This is a genomic window from Nitratireductor mangrovi, assembly GCF_007922615.2.
GTDB lineage: Bacteria > Pseudomonadota > Alphaproteobacteria > Rhizobiales > Rhizobiaceae > Mangrovimarina > Mangrovimarina mangrovi.
Map to the genome: position 1 here is coordinate 703,415 of NZ_CP042301.2, position 21,596 is coordinate 725,010.

A 21,596-nucleotide genomic window follows, 5' to 3' on the forward strand; every position below is an offset into this window, starting at 1 on the left:
GCCTACGCGTATTCCCGCCCCTCGTCCGTCCTGTGGAAGTAGATCAGGTCGAGCGAGGGCGGCGCATGGCCGAGCAGCGAAAGCACCGTGTGCGCCTGGCCGCGGTGATGGGTCTGGTGGTTGAACAGGTGCGACAGGGCCGGCGCCAGCTTCTGGCTCACCGTGCGCATGTCGGTCACGGTGATATAGGTGAAGCGGCCGGCAAGTGCCGTCTCGTCGAGTCCGTCGACCCAGTCGACGATGCGCTTGTCCTCGGCCTCGCGCGCCACCCGCAGCGGGGCGAGGTTGGGGTGGATGATGGCGTCGAGCGTCTTCGGCGCGTCGCCCTCGCCGGTAAAGCGTTTCATCCAGATGCGGTCCGCGACCAGGAGGTGGTTGAGGGTGCCTTTCATGGAGCCGAAGAAGGCGCCGACGTCGCGCGCGAACTCGGCGTCGGTCAGTTCGCCGGCCGCATCGTAGATCGCGGCATTGGCCCAGCGGTTATAGGCCGCCATCATGCGGAAATGGTGCTTCATGCCCTTTTCTTTTGGCCCCGAACGCGCTGAATTGCGCCTCCCTACCATCCCAGCCGGAGCCGATCCATGACAATCCTTCTTTATGACCTCGTCGGTGCCGACGCGGCGCGCCCGTTCAGCCCGCATTGCTGGAAGGCGGCGATGGCGCTCGCCCACAAGGGACTGGCGTTCGAGCGCGTGGCGACGCCTTTCACCGAGGTGCCGAAGATCGAGGACGGCGCCACCAAAATCGTGCCGCTGATCCGCGACGGCGAGCGCCTGGTCGCCGATTCCTTCGAGATCGCGCTCTATCTGGACGAAGCCTATCCCGACCGGCCGACGCTTTTCGGCGGCGATGGCGGCAAGGCGATGGCGCGCTTTGTCGAGCGCTGGAGCCAGGTGACTTTGCACGGCTATATCGGCGGCGCGCTGCTGATGGACATCCATGACCGTCTCGGCGAGGCCGACCAGGCCTATTTCCGCCAGTCGCGCGAGGGCCGTTTCGGCAAGCCGCTGGAGGAGATGCCCGAAGGCCGCGAGGAAAAGCTCGCCGGCTTCCACGCGCGGCTCGAACCGCTGCGCAACATGCTCTCCGTCCAGCCCTTCATCGGCGGCGAGCGCCCGCTCTTTTGCGACTACATCGTCTTCGGCGCGTTCCAGTGGGCGCGTGTGATCTCGCCTTTCAGGATACTCGCCGACGGCGATCCCGTGACCGACTGGTTCGAGCGTTGCCTTTCCCTGCACGAAGGCATGGCGCGGCAGGTGCCGGCGGCGGCCTGAAACCCTTGGCAAGGCGGGGGGCGGCCTGTATAGAGCCGCCACTTTCCCCGCACGAACAAAGGATTTCTCGATGGCGATCGAACGCACCTTCTCGATGATCAAGCCGGACGCGACCCGGCGCAACCTGACCGGCGCCATCACCGCCAAGCTGGAAGAGGCGGGCCTGCGTGTCGTCGCCTCCAAGCGCGTGTGGATGAGCCGGCGCGAGGCCGAGGGTTTTTACGCCGTGCACAAGGAGCGCCCGTTCTTCGGCGAACTGTGCGAGTTCATGTCGTCGGGCCCGACCATCGTGCAGGTGCTGGAAGGCGAGAACGCCATCGCCAGGAACCGCGAAGTCATGGGCGCCACCAACCCGGCCGACGCCGCCGAGGGCACGATCCGCAAGGCCTTCGCCCAGTCGATCGGCGAAAACTCCGTCCACGGTTCCGACGCCCCGGAAACCGCGGCGCAGGAAATCAAGTACTGGTTTTCCGATATCGAGATCGTCGGCTGATCCAGCCGCACTGACGGCAACAAAAAAAGCCCCGGTCGTTCGCGACCGGGGCTTTTTCGTTCGGCTCGGCTATGCCACTCAGAACTTCATGCCGAGACCGAACAGCACCTTGTTCTCGCGCACGTCGACCGGGGTCGCGCCGCCCGAAAGGGCGAAGTTTTCCGAGCCGTAGTCGACATAGCGGTATTCGCCGCGCGCGAAGACGCGTTCGGTCAGCTTGACGTCGGTGCCGATGCCGGCCGTCCAGCCAAGCATCGTGTTGGTGTCGGCAGTGGCCGCATCCGACATTTCCAGCCGGCTGGCCGCGCCGCCGGCCGTGCCGTAGACCAGCACGCTGTCGTTGACGGCAACGCCGACGCGGGCGCGCAGCGTGCCGTCGATGCCCGACTGCGAGGCCTGGCCGGCATTGACGCCTTCATTGCCGTTGTAGCCGATATCGGCTTCGAGGCCGTAGACCAGCATGCCGTCCTGGCCGTTCCAGCCGCCGAAGGCGCCGCCCTGGAAGCCGTCCGTGTTGATCGTGTTGCCCGGCGTCTCGGTACGGCCGCTGAAGCCGTAGCCGGCATAGACGCCGACATAACCGCCGGACCAGGTGTAGACCGGCACTTCCTCGATGGGCAGCGGCTCGGCCGGAATCGGCTCGACGACATCGGCCGCGAAAGCGGGCGCGATTCCCATGAAGGCTGTCAGGCCGACCGCGGCGAGCCCCGAGCGTGCGAAAGTGGATTTGGCTGTCATTGTTGTTAGCTCCTTAGCCAGAGGATGAAGGCCGAAACCTTCAACGCGTGAACTTGACCGGACCCGCCTTGGGAGGGTGAGGGGTGAAACGAGCCCGACAGGCCGGAATGTCGGTTTCGAATGCGGCTGAATCGCACCGGAAATCTGATCTTTGGCTGGCGGCGATGCGGCGGAAAGATGACGTGACGTTTGCGCAACAGGGCTGCGTCGGTTGCAGCCCGCGTCGCACCGTGCTGTCACCCTAACTATCTGAATCAAAAAAGCTTTTGGTTGCGCGCAACGGCAAGTTCCGGGCCCTGCATCCACAGCCGTTTCGGCAGGACGCGGACGCACCCGCTTCTTCCCATCGTCATTTTGCCGCATATATGTCTGCCATGTTAACGAGCGAGGATTCCATGACCGCGGCAGGCCCCGTCGCACTGGTGACCGGAGGCGGAAAAAGGCTCGGCGCGGCCATCGCCCGCGACCTGGCCGCGCACGGCTTCGCCGTCGCGATCCATTGCAATCGCTCGCGACGTGCTGCCGACGACCTTGCCCAGACCATCGCCGTTGAAGGCGGCCGCGCGGCCGTCTTTGCCGCCGACCTGTCCGACATGGCCGGGACGGCCGCACTCGCCGACGTCGTCGCTGGCGAGCTGGGCCCGGTGCGGCTCCTCGTCAACAATGCTTCCGCCTTCGAGGACGACAGCGCCGCCACACCCGACTGGGAAAAATGGGAGCGCCACTTCGCCCTGCATCTGAAGGCGCCGGTGGCGCTCGCCTCGCGCATGGCGGCCGGGCTTCCCGCCGGGGAGACCGGCCTTGTCGTCAACATGATCGACCAGCGCGTCTGGAAACTGACGCCACAGTTCTTTTCCTACACGCTGTCGAAATCGGCCTTGTGGACGGCGACCCGCACCATGGCCCAGGCACTGGCCCCGCATATCAGGGTCAACGCCATCGGCCCCGGCCCGACCCTGAAGAACGAACGCCAGAACGACGCCGACTTCGCCGCCCAGGCCGCTGCGCTGCCGCTCGGACAGGGGCCTCTCCTGACGGAATTCGGCGCCACCATCCGTTATCTGTGGCAAACGCCGTCGATCACCGGCCAGATGATCGCCCTCGACGGCGGCCAGCACCTTGCCTGGCAGACCGCCGATGTGACAGGCATGCGCGAATGATGAACGCCAGGCACGGGAACGAACAGGAGGGCCAGGTCCTGACGGACGGCGTCGATGCCCCGGCAGCGGACATCGGTGCGCCCGCCGCCCCGCCCGATGCCGGCATCGAATGGGATTCCGGTCCCACCGGTCTCGACGGCAAGAGCGGCGCCGAGGTGATCGCCGCCTTCGTCAAGCGTCTGCCCAATGCGCCCGGCGTCTACCGCATGATGAACGCGGCCGGCGACGTGCTTTATGTCGGCAAGGCCCGCAGCCTCAGGAAGCGTGTCACCAACTATGCCCAGGGGCGCGGCCACACCAACCGCATCGGGCGCATGGTGCGCGAGACCGCGGCGATGGAATTCGTCGTGACCCGCACCGAGGTCGAGGCGCTGCTGCTCGAAGCCAACCTGATCAAGCGCCTGAGGCCGCGCTTCAACGTGCTTTTGCGCGACGACAAGTCGTTTCCCTACATCCTGGTCACCGGCGACCACCGCGCGCCAGGCATTTTCAAGCATCGCGGCGCGCGCTCGCGCAAGGGCGACTATTTCGGCCCGTTCGCCTCCGCCGGCGCCGTCGGGCGCACCATCAACGCGCTGGAGCGCGCCTTCCTGCTGCGCTCATGCACGGATTCGGTGTTCGAAAGCCGCACCCGGCCCTGCCTGCTTTACCAGATCAAGCGCTGCTCGGGTCCCTGCACCCGCGAGATCAGCGACGAGGCCTATGGCGAACTGGTCGCCGAGGCGAAGGAGTTCCTCTCCGGCCGCAGCCAGAAGGTGAAGGCGGAGATTTCCGGGGCCATGCAGGAGGCGTCGGAGAAGCTCGATTTCGAGCGCGCCGCCGTCCTGCGCGACAGGCTCGCCGCCTTGAGCCATGTCCAGAGCCACCAGGGCATCAACCCGCAATCGGTCGAGGAGGCCGACGTCTTCGCCATCCACCAGGAGGGCGGTCAGAACTGCATCGAGGTCTTCTTCTTCCGCACCGGCCAGAACTGGGGCAACCGCGCCTATTTCCCGAAGGCCGACGGCTCGCTGGAGGCCACGGAGGTGCTTGGGGCCTTCCTGACCCAGTTCTACGACGACAAACCCTGTCCGCGCACGATCCTGCTTTCGCATCAGGTCGAGGAGCAGGAACTGCTCGGCGAGGCGCTTTCGACCAAGGCCGGCCGCCGCGTCGCGATCTCGGTGCCGCGGCGCGGCGAAAAGAAGGACCTGGTCGACCATGCGCTGCACAACGCACGCGAGGCGCTGGGCCGGCGGCTGGCCGAGACCTCGTCGCAGGCGCGCCTGCTTGCCGGGCTCGCCGACACGTTCGGCCTTGAGGCGCCGCCGCGCCGCATCGAGGTCTACGACAACTCGCACATCATGGGCACCAACGCGGTCGGCGGCATGATCGTCGCCGGCCCGGAGGGCTTCGCCAAGGCGCATTACCGCAAGTTCAACATCCGCTCGACCGACATCACCCCGGGCGACGATTTCGGCATGATGCGCGAGGTGATCGAGCGCCGCTTCGCGCGGCTGTTGAAGGAAGAGACCGCGGAAGCGGGCAGCGCCGCCGAAGAGGACGACGATACCGGCGCGATGCCGGCCTGGCCCGACCTGATCCTGATCGACGGCGGCCAGGGCCAGATGTCGGCCGTGGGCTCGGTGCTCGACGATCTCGGCATCGCCGACCGGGTCACCGCGATCGGTGTTGCCAAGGGTGTCGACCGCGACGCCGGCCGCGAGCGCTTTTTCGTCGCCGGCCGCGAACCCTTCATGCTGCCGCCGCGGGACCCTGTGCTCTATTTCGTCCAGCGGCTGCGCGACGAGGCGCACCGCTTCGCCATCGGGTCGCACCGGGCGCGCCGCAAGAAGGAGATGGTGAGGAACCCTCTCGACGAGATCGAGGGCATCGGACCGGCGCGCAAGCGCGCGCTGTTGCACCATTTCGGCACCGCAAAGGCGGTCAGCCGCGCCGGTGTCGAGGATTTGCTCGGCGTCGATGGCATCTCGGAGGCGATGGCGAAGCAGATTTATGCCCATTTCCACGAAAACGGTTGAGACCGACGCCGGTTTGCCGGCAAAGACGCCTTCGATGTTGACCCGTGGCAGGGCCTTCTGGTTTGAGTAGCCGTCCCGAACCGGTGTTCCGACCTTCATGTCCAAGCGCGCATTCAATCTTCCCAATATCCTGACCTACGGGCGGATATTGGCCGTGCCGCTGATCCTTATCTGCTTCTACCTCGAGGGGCGGACCCGCCCGACCGATTTCTGGCGATGGTCGGCGCTTGCCATCTTTGTGTTGGCCAGCATCACCGATTATCTGGATGGCTACATCGCCCGCGTCTGGGAACAGACGTCAAACATCGGCAAGATGCTCGATCCGATTGCCGACAAGCTGCTTGTCTCGGCGGCGCTCTTGCTGCTGGCCTACGACCGCACCATCGACAAGTGGTCGTTATGGGCGGCGATCATCATCCTGTGCCGCGAGATCCTCGTGTCGGGCCTGCGCGAATATCTCGCCGAACTGAAGGTCAGCGTGCCGGTCACCCGGCTTGCGAAATGGAAGACGACCATCCAGTTGATAGCGATAGGCTTCTTGCTCGCCGGTCCGGCCGGCGACAAGATATTGCCCTATACCACGGAGGCTGGCTTGACGCTGTTATGGGTATCGGCGCTGGTGACCCTTTATACCGGCTACGATTATTTCCGCGCCGGGCTGAAGCACATCATCGACTGACGGATTTGCCATGAAGCTCATCTATTTCGCCTGGGTCCGCGAGCGCATCGGTCACGCCGAGGAGGAGGTCGAACTCCCCGACGGCATCGAAACGGTCCGCGACCTGCTGGCCTGGCTGAAGGGGCGGGGCGAGGGCTATGAGGCCGCGCTCCAGCATGCCTCGGCGATCCGGGTCGCCATCAATCACGAGCATGTCGGCCATTCCGAAAAGATTGCGGGCGCGCGCGAGATCGCGCTGTTTCCGCCCATGACCGGCGGGTAGGCTCTGCCGATGACGCCGGTCATCCGTATCCAGCGTGACGATTTCGACATTGGCGCCGAACTTGCGACGATCGCCGGAGGCCGAACCGACATCGGCGCCGTGGTCACGTTCTCGGGCCTCTGCCGCGATGAGGCCGGCGCCTTGTCGGCGCTCGAACTCGAACATTACCCCGGCATGGCTGAGGCCGAGATCGGGCGGATAGCCGAGGAGGCGGCAGGTCGCTGGCCGCTCGCGGCGCTGACCGTCATCCACCGCTTTGGCAAGATGGCGCCGGGCGAGAACATCGTGCTCGTGCTGGCCGCTTCCAGCCATCGCGAGGCCGCCTTCGAGGCGGCGTCCTTTCTCATGGACTTCCTGAAGACGCGGGCGCCCTTCTGGAAGAAGGAGCATCGCGCCGACGGCACGGCGGGAGACTGGGTCGAGGCACGGGAGGCCGATGACGAGGCCGCCACACGCTGGCGGAAGCCGCAGCCACGATAATGGCTTCTTAAGCATGAATATCGCGATTTGCCGCTATTAGAGCTTTCGCAACACGCTGCCGTTAGTTTCGATCGCCAAGAGGCGCAAGAAACGGGGTTGGACGGCGCAGTTGCTGGGGGACATTGTCACAGCTGATCGTGTTGTACTGCCGCTGGCCTGCGTGCTGGTCGCGGCAGCCTTCGCGGCGATGCTGCGTTTCTACGGGCTCTACCGTCAATCGCTCAGCGAGCGCGAAAATCTTGCCGAACTGGTGGAAAACCTCACCGAGGGCATCTACCGGTCGTCGCTCGACGGGCGACAGCTCAGCGCCAACCGCGCCCTTGTGAAGCTGAACGGCTACGCCAGCGAGGCCGAGCAGCTCGAGGGCGTCAAGGACATCGGCAAGGAGTGGTATGTCGACCCGAAACGGCGCGAGGAGTTTCGCGAAATCCTCGAGCGTGACGGCTATGTCGAGGATTTTGTCTCCGAGATCTATCGCCACAAGACGCGCGAACGTATCTGGATCACCGAATCCGCACGCATCGTGCATGACAAGCGGTCTGGGCGCCCGCTCTATTACGAAGGCTCGGTCCGCGAGATCACCGAGACCGTGGAGCGCCTGCGCCTGGAAGAGCAGTTCCGCAAGCTGACAAACCACTTGCCGGGCGGCCTGTTCCAGTTCAGCGGCACCTGCGCCGACGACATGAAGATCACCTATCTGAGCGAGGGTTTCGAGAACCTGACCGGGATCGCCGTCAGCGAGCATTACCGGCGCGGCAAGATGTTCCAGATGCTGGTGCTGGAAGAGGATCGCGAGGCCTATTACGACGCCTTCCGGCAAGCGAAGAAAACCGGGCACTTCGACCATGAATTCCGCATCGTCGCCGCGACCGGCACCGAGAAGTGGCTGCGCATGACGGCGAAGCCCGAGCGGTCGGAGGAGACGATCATCTGGCACGGCTACGTGTCCGACATCTCGCTGCGCAAGCGCCAGGCGCTCGAGATCGAGGAACTGGCCTATTACGATCCGCTGACCCGCATGCCCAACCGGCGCCTGCTCAACGACCGTATCGCGCAGGCGGTCAGGAATTGCCGCCGCGGCGGCCGCAGCGCGGCGCTGTTCTTCATCGATCTCGACAACTTCAAGACGCTCAACGACACCCAGGGCCATGACATCGGTGACGAATATCTGGTCGACATCGCCGGGCGCCTGCGCCAATGCGTACGTGAAACCGACACCGTTGCGCGCATGGGCGGCGACGAGTTCGTGGTGATTCTCGAAGATCTCGGCGACAGCGACGCCGCCGCCGCGTCGCGCGCCATCGTCATGGCCAACCAGTTGCTCGCCGCGCTGCGCATTCCCTTCGAACGGGATGAAATCCGGCACAATTCGTCAGCGAGCATCGGCGTCGTCGTCTTCGACGGTCGCGAGCGTCGCGCCGATGAACTGCTGAAGCGCGCCGATATTGCCATGTATCAGGCCAAGGGCGCCGGCCGCGACGGGCTGGCGTTGTTCGATCCACGCTGGATGGACGGCGAGACCGAGCGTTTCACCTTGCTGGGCGAGTTGCGCCGCGCGATTTCCGACAAGGCGCTGGAATTGCACTACCAGCCGCAGATCGACCGCACCGGCCAGGTGGCCGGCGCCGAGGGGCTTCTGCGCTGGAGCCATCCGCGCCTCGGCATGGTGCCGCCGGACCGTTTCATCCCGCTCGCCGAGCAGTCGGGCCTGATGAACCAGCTCTGCAGCTTTGTCATGGCGACCGGCGTTGCCACCCTGGCGCGTTGGCGGCGGCGGCCGGAGACGCGGACACTGAGGCTCGCGCTGAACGTCAGCGTGCAATCCTTTGCCGGCAGCGGCTTCGTGCCGCTGCTCGCTGGCCTGATCGCCGACCACGGGATCGATGCATCACGGCTGACGATCGAGTTTACCGAACACGTCATGGCCAAGGACAAGCAGACCGTGACCGCCCATATGGAGGCGCTGAAGAAGCTCGGCGTGCGTTTCTCGCTCGACGATTTCGGCACCGGCTATTCGTCCTTGGCGCGGCTGAAGGCGCTGCCGTTCGACGAGGTCAAGATCGACGGCAGCTTCGTCCAGGACATCGAGGAGTCCGAAAACGACCGCGCGCTGGTGCGCACCATCCTCGCCATGGCCAATACGCTCGGGCTCGATGCGGTTGCCGAGCATGTCGAGACGCGCAACCAGGAAGCCTTCCTGCATGCGTTCGGCTGCGACCTGTTTCAGGGTTATCTCTACCGCCCGGCCTGCCGCGAGCCGGAACTGCTGGCGTTCGTGGCCGAACGCAACGGCGCTGCGTCCGGTGCCAGCGAAGGCGAGGTGGTTCGCCTCAAGGCGTGATACGGGCGTTGTCAGGCCGGTGAACGCGGCAGGAACGCGCCAAGCTCCGGAAACTTTTCGTCGAAGCGCCTGATCCAGCGCTTCAGCTTCGCCCGCCCCTTCATCCAGTCGGTCCCGAACCTCAGTTCGAGGTAGCCGAACATCGCGCGCAGGGCGAGATGGCCGCCATGCGCCTTGCGGCCGAGCCTCGGTGGGTTGGCGTTGAGATGATCGAGCGCCCGCGTGACCTTGTCCCACTGCTTGTCGAGCCAGGGCTGGTGGATTTTTTCCTCCGGATGGAAGCGGCGCTCGTAGACATGGGCGAGCAGGCAGTCGGTGATCCCGTCCGCCAGCGCCTCCAGCCGCTCAGCCTCGGTGCGCTTGGCCGCATTGCGCGGAAACAGCGCGTTCTTCGACAAACGGTTGAGATATTGGGTGATCGCGCGGCTGTCGAATACCTGCTCGCCGTCATCGGTGAAGAGCACCGGGATCTTGCCGAGCGGGTTGGCGCCGAGCAGCAGGTCCGGCTCGGCGTTGGTGTCTACCGAGACCGACTCGAAGGCAATCCCGGCATAGGTCGCGGCCATGCGAACCTTGGCGCTGTAGGGCGAGGGCGGAGCGTAGAGAATGCGCATCGGTTTTGCGTTCCGGCGGATTGATGGATGCGAGGGGCGTGAAGGCTCAGCGCAGGACGCGGCAGCGGCCGTTGTAGACCATCCAGCGGTCGAAGCCCGACACGCAGAATTCGACTCCGTCGCCGATCCCGGCAAAACCCATGCGGTCCTCGATCAGGTACCAGACGGTGCGCTTGCGCCCGTCGGAAAGCACGGCGGTCGCCCCGCAATAGCGGCGCGCGACCGGCCTGTTTTCGCGGAACGGCAGGTAGCGCCGTTCGTGGACGCGGCGGAAATCGACGATCTCGACGTCGGGCAGATGCGGTACGTGGCGCACCTGATGGCGGAACTTCGAGGTGATGCGCGACAGGATGCGGTGATCTGTGCAGTCGCGCGGCGTCAGGTCATGCGCGGCGGCCGCGCCGGCCATCAGCCCGGAAAGGAGCATCGTTGCGAAACCGAGGCGGACGGTGCGGCGCATTCTCGTGGCTCCGAGTCGGCGGGAAGGTGGCGGCACTTTGATGAATTGGTCCCTGGCGGTCAAGTTGCCGGCGCCGTTTGCCCGCACCCGCGCTTGTGCTAGACCGGAGGCGGGGCGCGGCGTCGAATGCCGTGGGGGAGTCGAATGCACATACCGGCGCAGGCCGCCATGGAGCGTCTTTTCAAGGCGCTCGAGGCGCGCGACACGCAAAAGACCCTCGACTGCTTCGCCAGGGACGCCTTCCTGTTCGATCCGCACTATCCCAAGCCCGACATGCGCGGGCATGAGGAGATTCGCGCCGGCATCGAGTGGGGACTGTCGGTGATGCAGCGTTTCCACTTCACCATCGTCAACGTCTTTGCCGGCAGGGATGGCGACAGCGCAGCGATCGAGGTCGACACCAGCCACGTGCTCAAGGGCGGGCGGGAACTCTCCTTTCCGCAGGTCTTCGTCGTCGAGACGCGGGGCGGTCTGGTGACGCGGCTGCAGGCCTACGAGCCCTATGGGCCAAACGGCATCGGCGGGCTGTTCCTCGGCGTCGAGCGGCTCAAGCGGCGGCTGTTCGGCTGATCAGCCGGCCGCGCCGCTCCCGGCTTCGCCCGCAATCGTCTCGATGCGCCACAACGCGCCGCCGCGGTCCGCCAGCAGCGGCGCGAGCGCTGCCAGCACGGTGCGCATTTCCTCTGCCAGCACATGCGGCGGGTTGACCACGATCATGCCGCAGCCGTCGAGGCGCGGCTCGGGCGAGGGCGGCCGGATCAGCACCCAGAAATCGCTGATGCGGCCAATGCCGGTGGCGCCGAGCCGGGCGCGGAAGCGGGCGACGGCCTCATGGTCCTTGATCGGGTACCAGAGCGCGTAGATGCCGCCCGGCCAGCGCTTGTGCGCCTTCGCCAGCCCGTCGACGATGCGGTCGAACTCGCCCTCGCGCTCGAATGGCGGGTCGACCAGCACCAGTCCGCGTTTTTCCTTCGGGGGAACATGCGCGCCCAGCGCCAGCCAGCCGTCGAGCGTGATCACGCGGGCCTGAAAGTCGGCGGCAAAGCGCGACCGGAGCGCGAAGGCGTCTTCGGGATGCAGCTCGATCGCGGTCAGTCGGTCGCGGCCGCGCAGCATCTGGCGCACGATGACCGGCGATCCCGGATAAAAGCGCAGCGGCTCGGCGGCATTGAGCGCCGTCACCGCGGCCAGATAGGGGGCAAGCAGGGTGGCGGCCTCGGGATCGATCTCGGCTTCGAAAAGCCGGCGGATTCCGCCGCGCCATTCGCCCGTCCTGTCCGCCTCGTCCGCGGCCAGATCGTAGACGCCGGCGCCGGCGTGGGTGTCGATGACCCGGAACGGCTTGTCCTTGCGTTTCAGATAGTCGACGATCCTGACCAGCACCGCGTGCTTGACGACGTCGGCGAAGTTGCCGGCATGATAGGCGTGGCGATAGTTCATCGGGCTTCCGTACTTGCCCTTTCATCAGCACGGCCAATCGATTGGATCAATTCTTTTCGCCTCCCGCGCCTGTTGCCGCCGGCCGAAACCCGGTAGTTTCGCGCCCATGAACCAGCACGCCAAGATCGCCATCGGCCATTCCGCCTGCCCGCATGACTGCCCGTCGACCTGCGCGCTCGACGTCGAACTGCTCGGCCCCGACAGGATCGGGCGGGTGCACGGCGCCAGGGACAACAGCTACACCGCCGGCGTCATCTGCGCCAAGGTTGCGCGCTACGCCGAGCGCATCCACCACCCCGACCGGCTGACGAAGCCGCTGGTGCGCGCCGGCGCCAAGGGCGAGGGCGCGTGGAAGGAGGCAAGCTGGGAGGCGGCACTCGATCTGGTGGCGGAAAGGTTCCTCGCCGCCGAGGCGCGCTACGGCAGCGAAACGGTCTGGCCCTATCAGTATGCCGGCACCATGGGGCTGGTGCAGCGCGATTCCATCCACCGCCTGCGCCACGCCAAGAAATATTCCGGCTTCTTCGACACCATCTGCACCAATCTCGCCTGGACCGGTTTCGTGATGGGCACCGGGCTGCTTGCCGGCCCCGACCCGCGCGAGATGGCGAAATCGGACTGCGTCGTCATCTGGGGCACCAATGCCGTCGTCACCCAGGTCAATGTGATGACCCATGCCGTGCGCGCCCGCAAGGAACGCGGCGCGAAGATCGTGGCGATCGACGTCTATGAGAATGCCACCGTCAAGCAGGCCGATCTGGGCCTGGTCGTGAAGCCGGGCACCGACGGCGCGCTCGCCTGCGCGGTCATGCATATCCTTTTCCGCGACAACCTCGCCGACCGCGCCTATCTGGAAAAATACACCGACGATCCGGCCGGGCTTGAGGCCCATCTGGCCACCCGTACCCCGGAATGGGCGGCCGCCATCACCGGTCTCGAGGCCGCCGAAATAGAAGCCTTCGCCCGCCTGGTCGGCACCACGAAGCGCACCTTTTTCCGGCTCGGCTACGGCTTCGCCCGCCAGCGCAACGGCGCCGCCAACATGCATGCGGCGCTGTCGATCGCCGCCGTCACCGGTTGCTGGCAGTACGAAGGCGGCGGCGCCTTCCACTCCAATTCCGGCATCTTCAAGCTCGACAAGACCTTGCTCGAGGGCGTCAAGCTGCGCGATCCGAGGATACGCCATCTCGACCAGTCGCGCATCGGCCCGATCCTGACCGGCGACCCGGCGGCGCTCTACGGCGGCCCGCCGGTCACCGCGATGCTGATCCAGAACACCAACCCGGCCAATGTCTGCCCCGAGCAGCGGCTGGTGAAACGGGGCTTCCTGCGCGATGACCTCTTCGCCTGCGTGCACGAGCAGTTCATGACCGACACCGCGAAGCTCGCCGACGTCGTGCTGCCGGCCACGATGTTCCTCGAGCATGACGACATCTATCGCGGCGGCGGCCACCAGCACATCATCCTCGGTCCGAAGCTGATCGACCCGCCCGATGGCCCGCGCCCCAACCTCTACGTGATCGAGGAACTGGCCAGGCGCCTCGGCGTGGCCGACCGGCCGGGTTTCGGCCTGTCGGCGCGCGAGCATATCGACATCATGCTCGCCAAGCGTGGCCTCGGCACCTTCGACACGTTCCGCGAGGAGCGATGGGCCGACATGCAGCCCGATTTCGACACCGCGCATTTCATCGGCGGATTTGGCCATCGCGACGGCAGGTTCCGCTTCCGGCCGGACTGGACCGGCACGGTGACACCGAACCTGCCGCCGCCCTCGATGGGCTTTCAGGGCGAGCATGCGCGCCTGCCGGAATTTCCCGACCATGTCGCCCTGATAGAGGAGGCGGACGCCGAACATCCGTTCCGGCTGGCAACCTCGCCGGCGCGCAATTTCCTCAATTCCAGCTTCACCGAGACGCCGGGTTCGCAGAAGCGCGAGGGACGGCCTGAGGTGATGATCCATCCCGACGATGCCGGGGCGTTGGGGATTGTCGACGGCGACCGCGTCGAGCTCGGCAACAGGCGTGGCGACATCGTGCTGCACGCCAAGCTCTCTGCCGGGATGAAGCGCGGTGTGGTGATCGCCGAGGGCATCTGGCCCAACTCGGCTCATGCGCGCGGCGAGGGAATCAACGTGCTTACGGGCGCAGACGCTGCCGCGCCCTGTGGCGGCGCCGCCTTTCACGACAACCGCGTCTGGGTTCGGAGGGCGTAGGCGCCACCTCGTCAGAACAGCGTTGTCAGATCGCGGGCTCCGTGCACGACGCGGACGATTTCGATCCCCTCGTCGACATGGCGGTAAAGAATGAGATAGTTGCCTTCGACGAGGAGGCGCGCGCCGGTCGCGATGTCGGGACGGCTGGCACCGAGATCGGGGAATTCGGCCAGCCGCCCTATCCTCAGCGCAAGGCGATCGAGCATGCGATCCGCCGCGCGGGGACTGTCCAGCGCTATCGAGCACCAGATGTCGATCAGATCCTCCTCCGCCTTCGGGGTGCGGACGATTCTGACGTCACCCATCGCTGCTGTTGTTTGATGCGCCTGCGAGGCGCTCGCGCGCGCTTCGCTTCACCTCGTCGATATCGAGCGCGGCCGACGCTCCACTCTCGATGCCTTCTTGCCAGGCTTCCCTCAGGCGCCGCAGTTGCGCCTCGCGCAATTCCTGGCGCACGCGCCAATCGCGAAGGGCCTCGCGGACCACCTCGCTTGTCGAGGCGTAATCACCGCTCGCAACCGCTTCCTTCACCATCGCCAGCAACTCCGGCGACAGGGCAATGCTTACTTTTTCGACGCTGGACATGTTTGCTCCAGGGTGAATGGTAGCAAAATTTACCACCAGGCGAATTGGAAGGGAAGTCGCGGCGCCGCGCAGCCTGAGTGGACGCTTCCCTTACTGCCACTTGCGACGATGATAGGTCAGCGCCAGTCCGATGCAGTGCGTCATCGCCTCGGCGTCGACGGGCTCACCGGCCTTGAACAGCAACGCCCGCGTGCCTTCGAAATCGAACGCGCCCGGATAGTTGGTCTCGAACTGCCGTGTCAGGTCGGTCTGGCAGTGGACGAACAGCGCGTAGTCGTGCCCCGCCGATTTCGGCACCCCGAGCCGGATCGTGCTGCCGGCCCCGGTTTCCGGCGTGAGATAGGCAGGCTGGCCCCATTTGAGCGTTTCCTCGATGCGCCCGACGGCTTCGTGGCGAGCCGCGACCTCGAAAATCATTGATCGCAAGGCCAGCAGGCCCTCGCGCGCCGCCTCGGGCAGCGCGGCAAAAGCCTGCTCGACATTGCGGTCGGCGAATTGCGGGCCAGTCATGGGTAAGCCTTCCCGTAAGCTTGCCCGCGATGTTGGAACCCCACGACTGGCGGAGTCAACGCGGTTGCCGGCCGTTCCTGACGGTATCCGTCAGGGGGTGAACCGCGCGAGGTGTTCCAGGTCGGTCGGAACCGCCGTCACGGGTTCCTGCCGCTCGGGCGAAAACAGCCGCTGTTCGGCGCTGGCGTCGGCCGGATCGCTGAAAGCGGTTCGGCCTTCGCTCATCCGCGCCTTGCCGGTCGCCACCAGTTCCAGTCCGAGCGGGTAGAGCTTGTGTTCGGCGAGCAGCACGCGGGTGGCGAGCGAATTGGCGTCGTCGCCTGCAAGCACAGGCACCGCCGCCTGCGCGATGATCGGCCCTTCGTCCGTCTTCTCGGTGACGAAATGCACCGTGCAGCCATGGATGCGGACGCCGGCGTCGAGCGCGCGCTGATGCGTGTCGAGGCCGGGGAAGGCGGGCAGCAGCGACGGGTGAATATTGATCATCCGGCCCTGCCATTGGGCGACGAAATCCGGTGTCAGCAGGCGCATGTAGCCTGCGAGGCAGATGATGTCTGGCGCGTGCGCGGCGAGGGCTTCCGACAGTGCGGCCTCGTGCGCCTGCCGGTCGGCATGGCCGCGATGCGGAACGGCGATGGCCTCGACGCCGCGGCGCGACGCCAGCCCGAGCCCGGCGGCATCTTCGCGGTTGGAGATCACGGCGACGATCTCGGCCGGAAAGGAGGGTTCGGAGGCCGCGCCGAGCAGAGCTTCCATGTTGGAGCCGCGCCCGGAAATCAGTACGGCGACGCGCTTCCTCGTGCTCATAGCTCGATCGACCCGCGATAGATGACGCCGGCGTCGCGGCGCGGCACGATGCGGCCGATCGAGGTGACGTGCTCGCCGGCCTGGTTGAGCACGGCGGCGACCTGCGCCGCCTGGCCGGCGGCCACGACGGCGATCATGCCGATCCCGCAATTGAAGGTGCGCAGCATCTCCTGGTCGGCGACGCCGCCGGCCTTCTGCAGCCAGCCGAAGACCGGCGGTGCGTCGATGGCGTCGAGATCGAGCTCGGCTGACCAGTCGTGGGTCAGCACGCGCGGAATGTTGTCGGGAAAGCCGCCGCCGGTGATATGCGCCAGCGCCTTGATGCCGTGCGTGCCGCGCACCGCGCCGAGCAGCGATTTGACATAGATCCGTGTCGGTTCCAGCAGCGCCTGCGCAAGGGTCCGGTCCTCGGCGAACGGAGCCTTGTCGGTCCAGTCGAGGCCGGTCTTTGCCACGATGCGGCGGACCAACGAAAACCCGTTCGAGTGCACGCCGGACGATGCCAGCCCGAGGATGACGTCGCCCTCGGCGATGTCGTCGGTCGGCAGCAACTGGCCGCGCTCGGCCGCCCCGACGGCGAAGCCGGCAAGGTCGTAGTCGTTCTCGCCATACATGCCGGGCATTTCCGCCGTCTCGCCGCCGATCAGCGCGCAGCCGGCCTCGCGGCAGCCGGTAGCGATCCCCGCCACGATCGCCGCGCCCTGATCCGGATCGAGCCGGCCGGTCGCCATATAGTCCAGGAAGAACAGCGGCTCCGCGCCCTGCACGACCAGGTCGTTGACGCACATGGCGACGAGGTCGATGCCGACCGTGTCGTGAATGCCGGCCTCGATCGCCACCTTGAGCTTGGTGCCGACGCCGTCATTGGCCGCCACCAGGATCGGGTCGGAAAAGCCGGCCGCCTTGAGGTCGAACAGCCCGCCGAAGCCGCCGATCTCGCTGTCGGCGCCGGGCCGGCGCGTCGCCCGCACCAGCGGCTTGATCTTTTCGACCATGGCATTGCCGGCGTCTATGTCGACACCGGCCTCGGCATAGGTGAGACCGTTCTTGCCCTGGCTCATGGCGGTTTCCGTTGCTGCGGCCTGCTGGCGGCTCTTCGCATGAAGGGGATCGCGCTGCAAGGCGCATGCGACGGCCTGTGGATGGTGCCCGGGCGGAGCCACTGGCCCAAGCGGAGCCGCTGCAGGCGTCTTGCAGGTGAACGAGAAAGCCGCCATCTATGCGAAAAAAAGAGCCGCGGCGCGGCCTGGAGAAACGCCTTTGACGATCCCCAATATCATCACCATCCTGCGCTTCTTCCTGGTGCCGGCGGTCGTCTTCGCGCTGCTCACCGGCGAAATGGGCTGGGCGCTGGCCGGCTTTCTGGTCGCCGGCATTTCCGACGGCGTCGACGGTTTCATCGCGCGGCATTTCGACCAGCGTTCCGAACTCGGCGCCTATCTCGACCCGATGGCCGACAAGCTGTTGCTGGTCTCCGTCTTCGTCGTGCTCGGCTTCATGGGCGAACTGCCGCTGTGGCTGGTGATCGCGGCGGTGTCGCGCGACGCGCTGATCGTGGCGGCGGTGCTCCTGTCCACCATCATGGGCAATCCCGTCGAGGTGAAGCCGCTCTTCGTCTCCAAGGCCAATACCGCGGTCCAGATCGTACTGGCCGCGCTGGTGCTGGCCGAACTCGCCTTCGCCCTGCACTTCGGACCTGCCCGCTGGGTTCTGGTGATCGTCTCCGGGCTCTTGACCGCGGCTTCCGCCGCGGCCTATCTCGTGGCCTGGCTCAGGCACATGAACGGTTATGGCGAGAGCACGTCCAACAAAGACTGACAGCGACGCCGGCGACGAGGCCTACCGCCTTGCCGCGGCTTCTTTCCGCCGCCAGGTGATCTTCTGGCTGCTCGCCGCGGCTTTGCTCGTCGTCTTCCTCCTGGTCTTCTCCTCGATCCTGCTGCCCTTCGTGGCCGGCATGGTGCTCGCCTATTTCCTCGATCCGGTCGCCGACCGGCTGGAGAGCTACGGCCTGTCGCGGCTTGCGGCGACAATCGTGATCCTGATCGGCTTCGTGCTCGCCTTCGTGCTGGCGCTGATGGTCATCGTGCCGATCCTTGCCACCCAGCTCGCCGGCTTCGCGGCCAAGCTGCCGGAATACCTGTCGCAGCTGCAGTCCCTGGTGACCAATTTCGATCCGGCCTGGCTCGAACGCACGCTGGGCGTCGATTCGCAGGAATTGCGCGAGGCGCTGTCGGCGCTGATCTCGCAGGGCGCGAGCTTCCTCACCGGCCTGTTCCAGTCGCTGTGGTCGTCGGGGCTGGCCCTGATCAACATCGCCGGGCTGCTGGTCGTGACGCCGGTCGTCGCCTTCTACATGCTGCTTGACTGGGACCGCATGGTCGAAAAGGTCGACAGCTGGGTGCCGCGCGAGCATGTCGACACGGTTCGCCAGATCGCGACCGACATCAACACCGCCACCGCCGGCTTCCTGCGCGGGCAGGGCACGCTGTGCCTGATCCTCGGCGTCATCTATGCGGTCGGCCTGACCCTGGTCGGGCTCAATTTCGGCTTGCTGATCGGGTTGATCGCCGGGCTGATCAGCTTCATTCCCTATATCGGCTCGCTGGTCGGGCTGGCCCTGTCGCTCGGCGTCGCCTTCGTCCAGTTCTGGCCCGACTGGGTGATGATCGTCGCCGTCGCGGTGATCTTCTTCGGTGGCCAGTTCATCGAGGGCAACATCCTGCAGCCCAAGCTGGTCGGCAAGAGTGTCGGCCTGCACCCGGTCTGGCTGATGTTCGCTCTGTTCGCCTTCGGCTCGCTGTTCGGCTTCGTCGGCCTCCTGATCGCGGTGCCGGCCGCTGCCGCGGTCGCGGTTCTGGTGCGCTTCGCCATCGCCCGCTATCTCGCCTCGCCGGTCTACAAGGGCCATCACTCCGGCGGCGATTGAGGCGGCGGCCCGTGAACCCCTCGCACCAGGAGCGGCCGCGGCAACTGCCGCTCGAACTCGGTCACGAGCCCGAATTCTCGCGCGACCATCTGGTGGTTTCGGCGGCCAATGCCGAGGCGGCCGCCCTTGTCGACCGCTGGCCCGAATGGGCCGCCCCGGTCGCCATCCTCGCGGGGCCGACCGGCTCGGGAAAATCGCATCTTGCCCGTATCTGGGCCTACCGGGCAGAAGCCGTCTTCGTCGCGCCGGGCGACATCGCCTCGACCGGCCCGGACGCCGGCGAACGCCCGGTCGTGGTGGACGGCGTCGCGCCCGGCGGTTTCGACGAGACCGCGCTCTTCCACCTGATCAACCAGGTCCGCGCCGCCGGCTCCAGCCTGCTCCTGACCTCGCGCCATTTTCCTGCCGCCTGGGGCGTGAGCCTGGCCGACCTGCAATCGCGGCTGCGCGCCGCCACCCTGGTCGAGATCCGCGAGCCCGACGACATGCTCCTCGCCGGGGTCATCACCAAGCTCTTCGCCGACCGTCAGGTCGAGATCGAGCGCCATGTCGTGCAATATCTGATCGCGCGCATCGAGCGTTCGCTGTCGACGGCCAACGGTGTCGTCGAGCGGCTCGACCGGGCGGCGATGGAGGAGAAGTCGCGCATCACCCGCGCCCTGGCGGCCAGGATCGTCAATGCGCTCGACGAGGGCCAGGGATCGCTGGATTTCTAGGTATTTTCCGGGATTTTCGCCGAAAGCCCGCGAAAAATCCGTGGCAAATCGACCGGAACTTCGCGGCGGATACGCTCGAATCCCATGCGAAAAAAATGGTCGGAGTGGCAGGATTCGAACCTGCGACCCCCTGATCCCAAATCAGGTGCGCTACCAGGCTGCGCTACACTCCGGCGGGCGAGGCGTCGATACACAGGTTCGGCTCGGGCCGCAACCGCTTTCGCGCCCGCACTTGGCAACCGCCGCGATTCTGGATAGTGCAGTGCCAACGGTCCCACAACGACGAGGAACGCCAGCCATGTCTGCCCGCATCTACAGCCCGGCCAAGACCGCCATGCAGTCCGGCAAGGCCAAGACCGGCCGCTGGCTGCTCGAGTTCGAGCCGGAGAAGCCGCGCAAGATCGACCCCCTTATGGGCTACACGTCCTCGGGCGACATGAGAAGCCAGATCAAGCTCTCCTTCGAGACCCGCGAGGAGGCCATCGCCTACGCCAGGAAGGAAGGGCTGGCCTACCGCGTCGAGGAGCCGAAGGAGCCGCGCCGGCGGCAGATGTCCTATGCGGAGAATTTCCGCTATGACCGCAAGATGCCGTGGACGCACTGAGGCCTTGAAGTCTGTTCCGGGCCGTGCCGGCCCGCGTGACGGTCCCGTAGCTCAGCTGGATAGAGCACCGGCCTTCTAAGCCGATGGTCGCAGGTTCGAATCCTGCCGGGATCGCCAGTTCTTCAATAGGTTATGCGAGTTTCCTCTTTCGTTTAGGGGGACCCTTCGGCCAGTGGGGGCCTCGATTGGGTTCTCGAGAAGGGCGTAAAGTGGGTGCGAACGGCTTTCTCAGCTGCCCTTATACTCGATCCATGTAGTCGCTTCCCTTGTGCGGACAGCAAGGATATCCCATGTAGAGAGGGATAATCTGGTGGCTGACGATGTTTGAATCTTCGGTCGAATTCTTTGCGGTGGCGTTGGCTTTTGTCGCTTCGGCTATCGTAGCGCTGTTGAGGGCCGTTCAAAGGCTTCCTTTTGTTGCCGCTCTTCGCGGCAGAACGCTGATCCTCACCCTTGTCTTCTTTCTTGTGTCGAATACGGTCGTTTCCGTCGCCGCAGACTTGGAATTCCATGGAGTTCTGATGATCTCGTTCGCGATATTTGCCGTCGCCTGTTTGGCGCTTGAGGTGTTGCAACTGACCCGAACTGTTTGATCCGTGCGAAGGGAGCGTCCATCCTGACTACTGCCATCTTTTCGATATTCGCTTTAGTGCTGTCGGCTTTTGTAGCGTATATCGCACTGTTTGCGGGTGGCGTCAGGAAATACGGGTTCAGATACCCGAGGCAGGCAGTGCCCTTGGTAATACAACAAGTCCTATCCCGCCGATTGGCAGGCGAAGACATCCTATTTACGGGAAAGAACTTCAACAACGTATTCGCCATCGACATCCAAGACAGCACGGCAAAGAGCCTGCAGTTTCGCTTTTTCGAGTCGCCGGAGCGGGTTCCTGACGAGGACGTATCGAGACTGTGTCAGGACTATTCTCTTCTGCGGACCGAGCAGGCGAATGGCGAGATGACCTGCAAGTCCGAGCGGCAAACGGAGATCGAGACGGTGGTCGAGATCGTGACGCGGATATATAACGACTACGAGGTCCAGGGGCGCTTCTTGCGGATGAGACCGCCCGTTATCAAGGGTCGTCCGCTTATTGATGAGGAACGGCGACAAACTTGAGACGAAGGTCAATGGGCGCATCTAGCTAGCCTGCTTCGTGCGCTCGATTGTCAACGTGGGCTCGACAGCCGCCGAGAAAACGCACATTAGCTGCGCCCGGGTGCGTCGGTCGCCCGGGTTGTTGCCGCCATTGCCTCAGTCGAGCTCGTCCGAGCCC

General features: G+C 65.5%; 26 protein-coding genes and 2 tRNA genes. 17 read left to right on the plus strand and 11 right to left on the minus strand.

The genetic code is table 11. From position 1 onward, the window contains the following. Positions 1–2: 2 nt before the first annotated feature. Positions 3–515: a DinB family protein gene (locus FQ775_RS03360; RefSeq protein WP_146299645.1), complete on the minus strand. Its 513-nt coding sequence runs from the start codon at positions 513–515 to the stop codon at positions 3–5. Positions 516–581: 66 nt separating this feature from the next. On the opposite strand from FQ775_RS03360, the gene FQ775_RS03365 reads away from it, so the two are divergent. Together FQ775_RS03365 and ndk are read left to right on the plus strand one after the other, a co-directional pair. Next, a complete protein-coding gene (locus FQ775_RS03365; protein ID WP_146299644.1) occupies positions 582–1,274 on the plus strand; it encodes a glutathione S-transferase family protein in 693 nt (230 codons plus the stop codon). A 70-nt stretch (positions 1,275–1,344) separates the two neighbouring features. Further along, a complete protein-coding gene (gene ndk, locus FQ775_RS03370; protein WP_146299643.1) occupies positions 1,345–1,767 on the plus strand; it encodes a nucleoside-diphosphate kinase in 423 nt (140 codons plus the stop codon). Positions 1,768–1,845: 78 nt separating this feature from the next. Here the strand turns inward: ndk and FQ775_RS03375 are convergent, their stop codons facing one another. Then, entirely contained in the window at positions 1,846–2,505 is a 660-nt protein-coding gene (locus FQ775_RS03375; RefSeq protein ID WP_146299642.1) for an outer membrane protein, read from the minus strand. A gap of 395 nt (positions 2,506–2,900) precedes the next feature. Here FQ775_RS03375 and FQ775_RS03380 point away from each other — a divergent pair, with 395 nt between their 5' ends. The 6 genes from FQ775_RS03380 to FQ775_RS03405 all read left to right on the plus strand — a co-directional run bounded on the left by FQ775_RS03380 (position 2,901) and on the right by FQ775_RS03405 (position 9,448). Beyond that, a complete protein-coding gene (locus FQ775_RS03380) occupies positions 2,901–3,665 on the plus strand; it encodes an SDR family oxidoreductase (protein ID WP_146299641.1) in 765 nt (254 codons plus the stop codon). Beyond that, positions 3,662–5,686 carry an excinuclease ABC subunit UvrC gene (gene uvrC, locus FQ775_RS03385; protein ID WP_146299640.1) on the plus strand — a complete coding sequence of 675 codons (2,025 nt, stop codon included), beginning with the start codon at positions 3,662–3,664 and terminating at the stop codon, positions 5,684–5,686. Before FQ775_RS03380 ends, uvrC begins: the two co-directional genes overlap by 4 nt. Positions 5,687–5,783: 97 nt before the next feature. Next, the gene (gene pgsA, locus FQ775_RS03390; RefSeq protein WP_146299639.1) at positions 5,784–6,365 is read left to right on the plus strand and encodes a CDP-diacylglycerol--glycerol-3-phosphate 3-phosphatidyltransferase; all 582 of its coding nucleotides are present in this window, start codon (positions 5,784–5,786) and stop codon (positions 6,363–6,365) included. A gap of 10 nt (positions 6,366–6,375) precedes the next feature. After that, positions 6,376–6,627: a molybdopterin converting factor subunit 1 gene (moaD, locus tag FQ775_RS03395; RefSeq protein WP_146299638.1), complete on the plus strand. Its 252-nt coding sequence runs from the start codon at positions 6,376–6,378 to the stop codon at positions 6,625–6,627. Positions 6,628–6,636: 9 nt separating this feature from the next. Next, complete coding sequence (locus FQ775_RS03400) at positions 6,637–7,107, plus strand: molybdenum cofactor biosynthesis protein MoaE (RefSeq protein WP_146299637.1); 471 nt, start codon at positions 6,637–6,639, stop codon at positions 7,105–7,107. Between the two features lie 109 nt (positions 7,108–7,216). Beyond that, positions 7,217–9,448 carry a sensor domain-containing protein gene (locus FQ775_RS03405; RefSeq protein ID WP_146299636.1) on the plus strand — a complete coding sequence of 744 codons (2,232 nt, stop codon included), beginning with the start codon at positions 7,217–7,219 and terminating at the stop codon, positions 9,446–9,448. Positions 9,449–9,459: 11 nt separating this feature from the next. Here FQ775_RS03405 and FQ775_RS03410 read toward each other — a convergent pair whose 3' ends face one another. Together FQ775_RS03410 and FQ775_RS03415 are read right to left on the minus strand one after the other, a co-directional pair. Further along, positions 9,460–10,062, minus strand: a complete 603-nt coding sequence (locus tag FQ775_RS03410) for a glutathione S-transferase (RefSeq protein WP_146299635.1) — start codon at positions 10,060–10,062, stop codon at positions 9,460–9,462. A 46-nt stretch (positions 10,063–10,108) separates the two neighbouring features. Beyond that, the gene (locus FQ775_RS03415; protein ID WP_246730341.1) at positions 10,109–10,471 is read right to left on the minus strand and encodes a hypothetical protein; all 363 of its coding nucleotides are present in this window, start codon (positions 10,469–10,471) and stop codon (positions 10,109–10,111) included. Between the two features lie 195 nt (positions 10,472–10,666). Here FQ775_RS03415 and FQ775_RS03420 point away from each other — a divergent pair, with 195 nt between their 5' ends. Next, complete coding sequence (locus FQ775_RS03420) at positions 10,667–11,092, plus strand: nuclear transport factor 2 family protein (protein ID WP_167812755.1); 426 nt, start codon at positions 10,667–10,669, stop codon at positions 11,090–11,092. Here FQ775_RS03420 and FQ775_RS03425 read toward each other — a convergent pair whose 3' ends face one another. Continuing rightward, entirely contained in the window at positions 11,093–11,962 is an 870-nt protein-coding gene (locus FQ775_RS03425; RefSeq protein WP_146299632.1) for a 23S rRNA (adenine(2030)-N(6))-methyltransferase RlmJ, read from the minus strand. A 106-nt stretch (positions 11,963–12,068) separates the two neighbouring features. On the opposite strand from FQ775_RS03425, the gene FQ775_RS03430 reads away from it, so the two are divergent. Next, positions 12,069–14,174, plus strand: a complete 2,106-nt coding sequence (locus FQ775_RS03430) for a molybdopterin-containing oxidoreductase family protein (protein WP_146299631.1) — start codon at positions 12,069–12,071, stop codon at positions 14,172–14,174. An 11-nt stretch (positions 14,175–14,185) separates the two neighbouring features. Here the strand turns inward: FQ775_RS03430 and FQ775_RS03435 are convergent, their stop codons facing one another. From FQ775_RS03435 to purM, 5 genes are all read right to left on the minus strand, one after another. Further along, positions 14,186–14,479: a type II toxin-antitoxin system RelE/ParE family toxin gene (locus FQ775_RS03435; protein WP_146299630.1), complete on the minus strand. Its 294-nt coding sequence runs from the start codon at positions 14,477–14,479 to the stop codon at positions 14,186–14,188. After that, positions 14,472–14,759, minus strand: coding sequence for a type II toxin-antitoxin system ParD family antitoxin (locus tag FQ775_RS03440; protein WP_146299629.1), 288 nt, complete (start codon positions 14,757–14,759; stop codon positions 14,472–14,474). Before FQ775_RS03440 ends, FQ775_RS03435 begins: the two co-directional genes overlap by 8 nt. A 90-nt stretch (positions 14,760–14,849) precedes the next feature. Then, positions 14,850–15,269, minus strand: a complete 420-nt coding sequence (locus FQ775_RS03445) for a DUF1801 domain-containing protein (RefSeq protein WP_146299628.1) — start codon at positions 15,267–15,269, stop codon at positions 14,850–14,852. A gap of 90 nt (positions 15,270–15,359) precedes the next feature. After that, positions 15,360–16,076 (minus strand): phosphoribosylglycinamide formyltransferase, encoded by a 717-nt coding sequence (gene purN / locus FQ775_RS03450; protein WP_146299627.1) that lies wholly within the window; start codon positions 16,074–16,076, stop codon positions 15,360–15,362. Beyond that, positions 16,073–17,137 carry a phosphoribosylformylglycinamidine cyclo-ligase gene (purM, locus tag FQ775_RS03455; RefSeq protein ID WP_146299626.1) on the minus strand — a complete coding sequence of 355 codons (1,065 nt, stop codon included), beginning with the start codon at positions 17,135–17,137 and terminating at the stop codon, positions 16,073–16,075. The genes purN and purM overlap by 4 nt, the downstream gene beginning before the upstream one ends. Positions 17,138–17,336: 199 nt before the next feature. Between purM and FQ775_RS03460 the strand changes: the two genes are divergently transcribed. Genes FQ775_RS03460 through hdaA form a run of 3 tightly spaced genes read left to right on the plus strand, consistent with a single transcriptional unit; the run spans position 17,337 to position 19,721 of the window. After that, entirely contained in the window at positions 17,337–17,894 is a 558-nt protein-coding gene (locus FQ775_RS03460) for a CDP-alcohol phosphatidyltransferase family protein (RefSeq protein WP_146299625.1), read from the plus strand. Beyond that, positions 17,866–19,005, plus strand: a complete 1,140-nt coding sequence (locus FQ775_RS03465) for an AI-2E family transporter (protein WP_146299624.1) — start codon at positions 17,866–17,868, stop codon at positions 19,003–19,005. The genes FQ775_RS03460 and FQ775_RS03465 overlap by 29 nt, the downstream gene beginning before the upstream one ends. Positions 19,006–19,016: 11 nt before the next feature. Then, positions 19,017–19,721: a DnaA regulatory inactivator HdaA gene (gene hdaA, locus FQ775_RS03470; RefSeq protein ID WP_146299623.1), complete on the plus strand. Its 705-nt coding sequence runs from the start codon at positions 19,017–19,019 to the stop codon at positions 19,719–19,721. Positions 19,722–19,817: 96 nt separating this feature from the next. On the opposite strand, the gene FQ775_RS03475 is transcribed toward hdaA, so the two are convergent. Next, positions 19,818–19,894, minus strand: a tRNA-Pro gene (locus FQ775_RS03475). Positions 19,895–20,019: 125 nt separating this feature from the next. Here FQ775_RS03475 and FQ775_RS03480 point away from each other — a divergent pair. The 4 genes from FQ775_RS03480 (at position 20,020) to FQ775_RS03495 (ending at position 21,439) form a co-directional block, all read left to right on the plus strand. Then, the gene (locus FQ775_RS03480) at positions 20,020–20,325 is read left to right on the plus strand and encodes an ETC complex I subunit (protein ID WP_146299622.1); all 306 of its coding nucleotides are present in this window, start codon (positions 20,020–20,022) and stop codon (positions 20,323–20,325) included. A 40-nt stretch (positions 20,326–20,365) separates the two neighbouring features. Beyond that, a tRNA-Arg gene (locus FQ775_RS03485) sits at positions 20,366–20,442 on the plus strand. A 203-nt stretch (positions 20,443–20,645) separates the two neighbouring features. After that, positions 20,646–20,918 (plus strand): hypothetical protein, encoded by a 273-nt coding sequence (locus tag FQ775_RS03490; RefSeq protein WP_146299621.1) that lies wholly within the window; start codon positions 20,646–20,648, stop codon positions 20,916–20,918. Positions 20,919–21,091: 173 nt separating this feature from the next. Then, a complete protein-coding gene (locus tag FQ775_RS03495; RefSeq protein ID WP_146299620.1) occupies positions 21,092–21,439 on the plus strand; it encodes a hypothetical protein in 348 nt (115 codons plus the stop codon). Positions 21,440–21,596 lie beyond the last annotated feature (157 nt).

Coding starts and splice junctions, on each gene's coding strand:
- FQ775_RS03360 (WP_146299645.1), bottom strand. CDS start 515: ATGAAGCACCATTTCCGCATGATGGCGGCCTATAACCGCTGGGCCAAT.
- FQ775_RS03365 (WP_146299644.1), top strand. CDS start 582: ATGACAATCCTTCTTTATGACCTCGTCGGTGCCGACGCGGCGCGCCCG.
- ndk (WP_146299643.1), top strand. CDS start 1,345: ATGGCGATCGAACGCACCTTCTCGATGATCAAGCCGGACGCGACCCGG.
- FQ775_RS03375 (WP_146299642.1), bottom strand. CDS start 2,505: ATGACAGCCAAATCCACTTTCGCACGCTCGGGGCTCGCCGCGGTCGGC.
- FQ775_RS03380 (WP_146299641.1), top strand. CDS start 2,901: ATGACCGCGGCAGGCCCCGTCGCACTGGTGACCGGAGGCGGAAAAAGG.
- uvrC (WP_146299640.1), top strand. CDS start 3,662: ATGATGAACGCCAGGCACGGGAACGAACAGGAGGGCCAGGTCCTGACG.
- pgsA (WP_146299639.1), top strand. CDS start 5,784: ATGTCCAAGCGCGCATTCAATCTTCCCAATATCCTGACCTACGGGCGG.
- moaD (WP_146299638.1), top strand. CDS start 6,376: ATGAAGCTCATCTATTTCGCCTGGGTCCGCGAGCGCATCGGTCACGCC.
- FQ775_RS03400 (WP_146299637.1), top strand. CDS start 6,637: ATGACGCCGGTCATCCGTATCCAGCGTGACGATTTCGACATTGGCGCC.
- FQ775_RS03410 (WP_146299635.1), bottom strand. CDS start 10,062: ATGCGCATTCTCTACGCTCCGCCCTCGCCCTACAGCGCCAAGGTTCGC.
- FQ775_RS03415 (WP_246730341.1), bottom strand. CDS start 10,471: ATGGCCGGCGCGGCCGCCGCGCATGACCTGACGCCGCGCGACTGCACA.
- FQ775_RS03420 (WP_167812755.1), top strand. CDS start 10,667: ATGCACATACCGGCGCAGGCCGCCATGGAGCGTCTTTTCAAGGCGCTC.
- FQ775_RS03425 (WP_146299632.1), bottom strand. CDS start 11,962: ATGAACTATCGCCACGCCTATCATGCCGGCAACTTCGCCGACGTCGTC.
- FQ775_RS03430 (WP_146299631.1), top strand. CDS start 12,069: ATGAACCAGCACGCCAAGATCGCCATCGGCCATTCCGCCTGCCCGCAT.
- FQ775_RS03435 (WP_146299630.1), bottom strand. CDS start 14,479: ATGGGTGACGTCAGAATCGTCCGCACCCCGAAGGCGGAGGAGGATCTG.
- FQ775_RS03440 (WP_146299629.1), bottom strand. CDS start 14,759: ATGTCCAGCGTCGAAAAAGTAAGCATTGCCCTGTCGCCGGAGTTGCTG.
- FQ775_RS03445 (WP_146299628.1), bottom strand. CDS start 15,269: ATGACTGGCCCGCAATTCGCCGACCGCAATGTCGAGCAGGCTTTTGCC.
- purN (WP_146299627.1), bottom strand. CDS start 16,076: ATGAGCACGAGGAAGCGCGTCGCCGTACTGATTTCCGGGCGCGGCTCC.
- purM (WP_146299626.1), bottom strand. CDS start 17,137: ATGAGCCAGGGCAAGAACGGTCTCACCTATGCCGAGGCCGGTGTCGAC.
- FQ775_RS03465 (WP_146299624.1), top strand. CDS start 17,866: ATGGCGAGAGCACGTCCAACAAAGACTGACAGCGACGCCGGCGACGAG.
- FQ775_RS03480 (WP_146299622.1), top strand. CDS start 20,020: ATGTCTGCCCGCATCTACAGCCCGGCCAAGACCGCCATGCAGTCCGGC.
- FQ775_RS03490 (WP_146299621.1), top strand. CDS start 20,646: ATGTTTGAATCTTCGGTCGAATTCTTTGCGGTGGCGTTGGCTTTTGTC.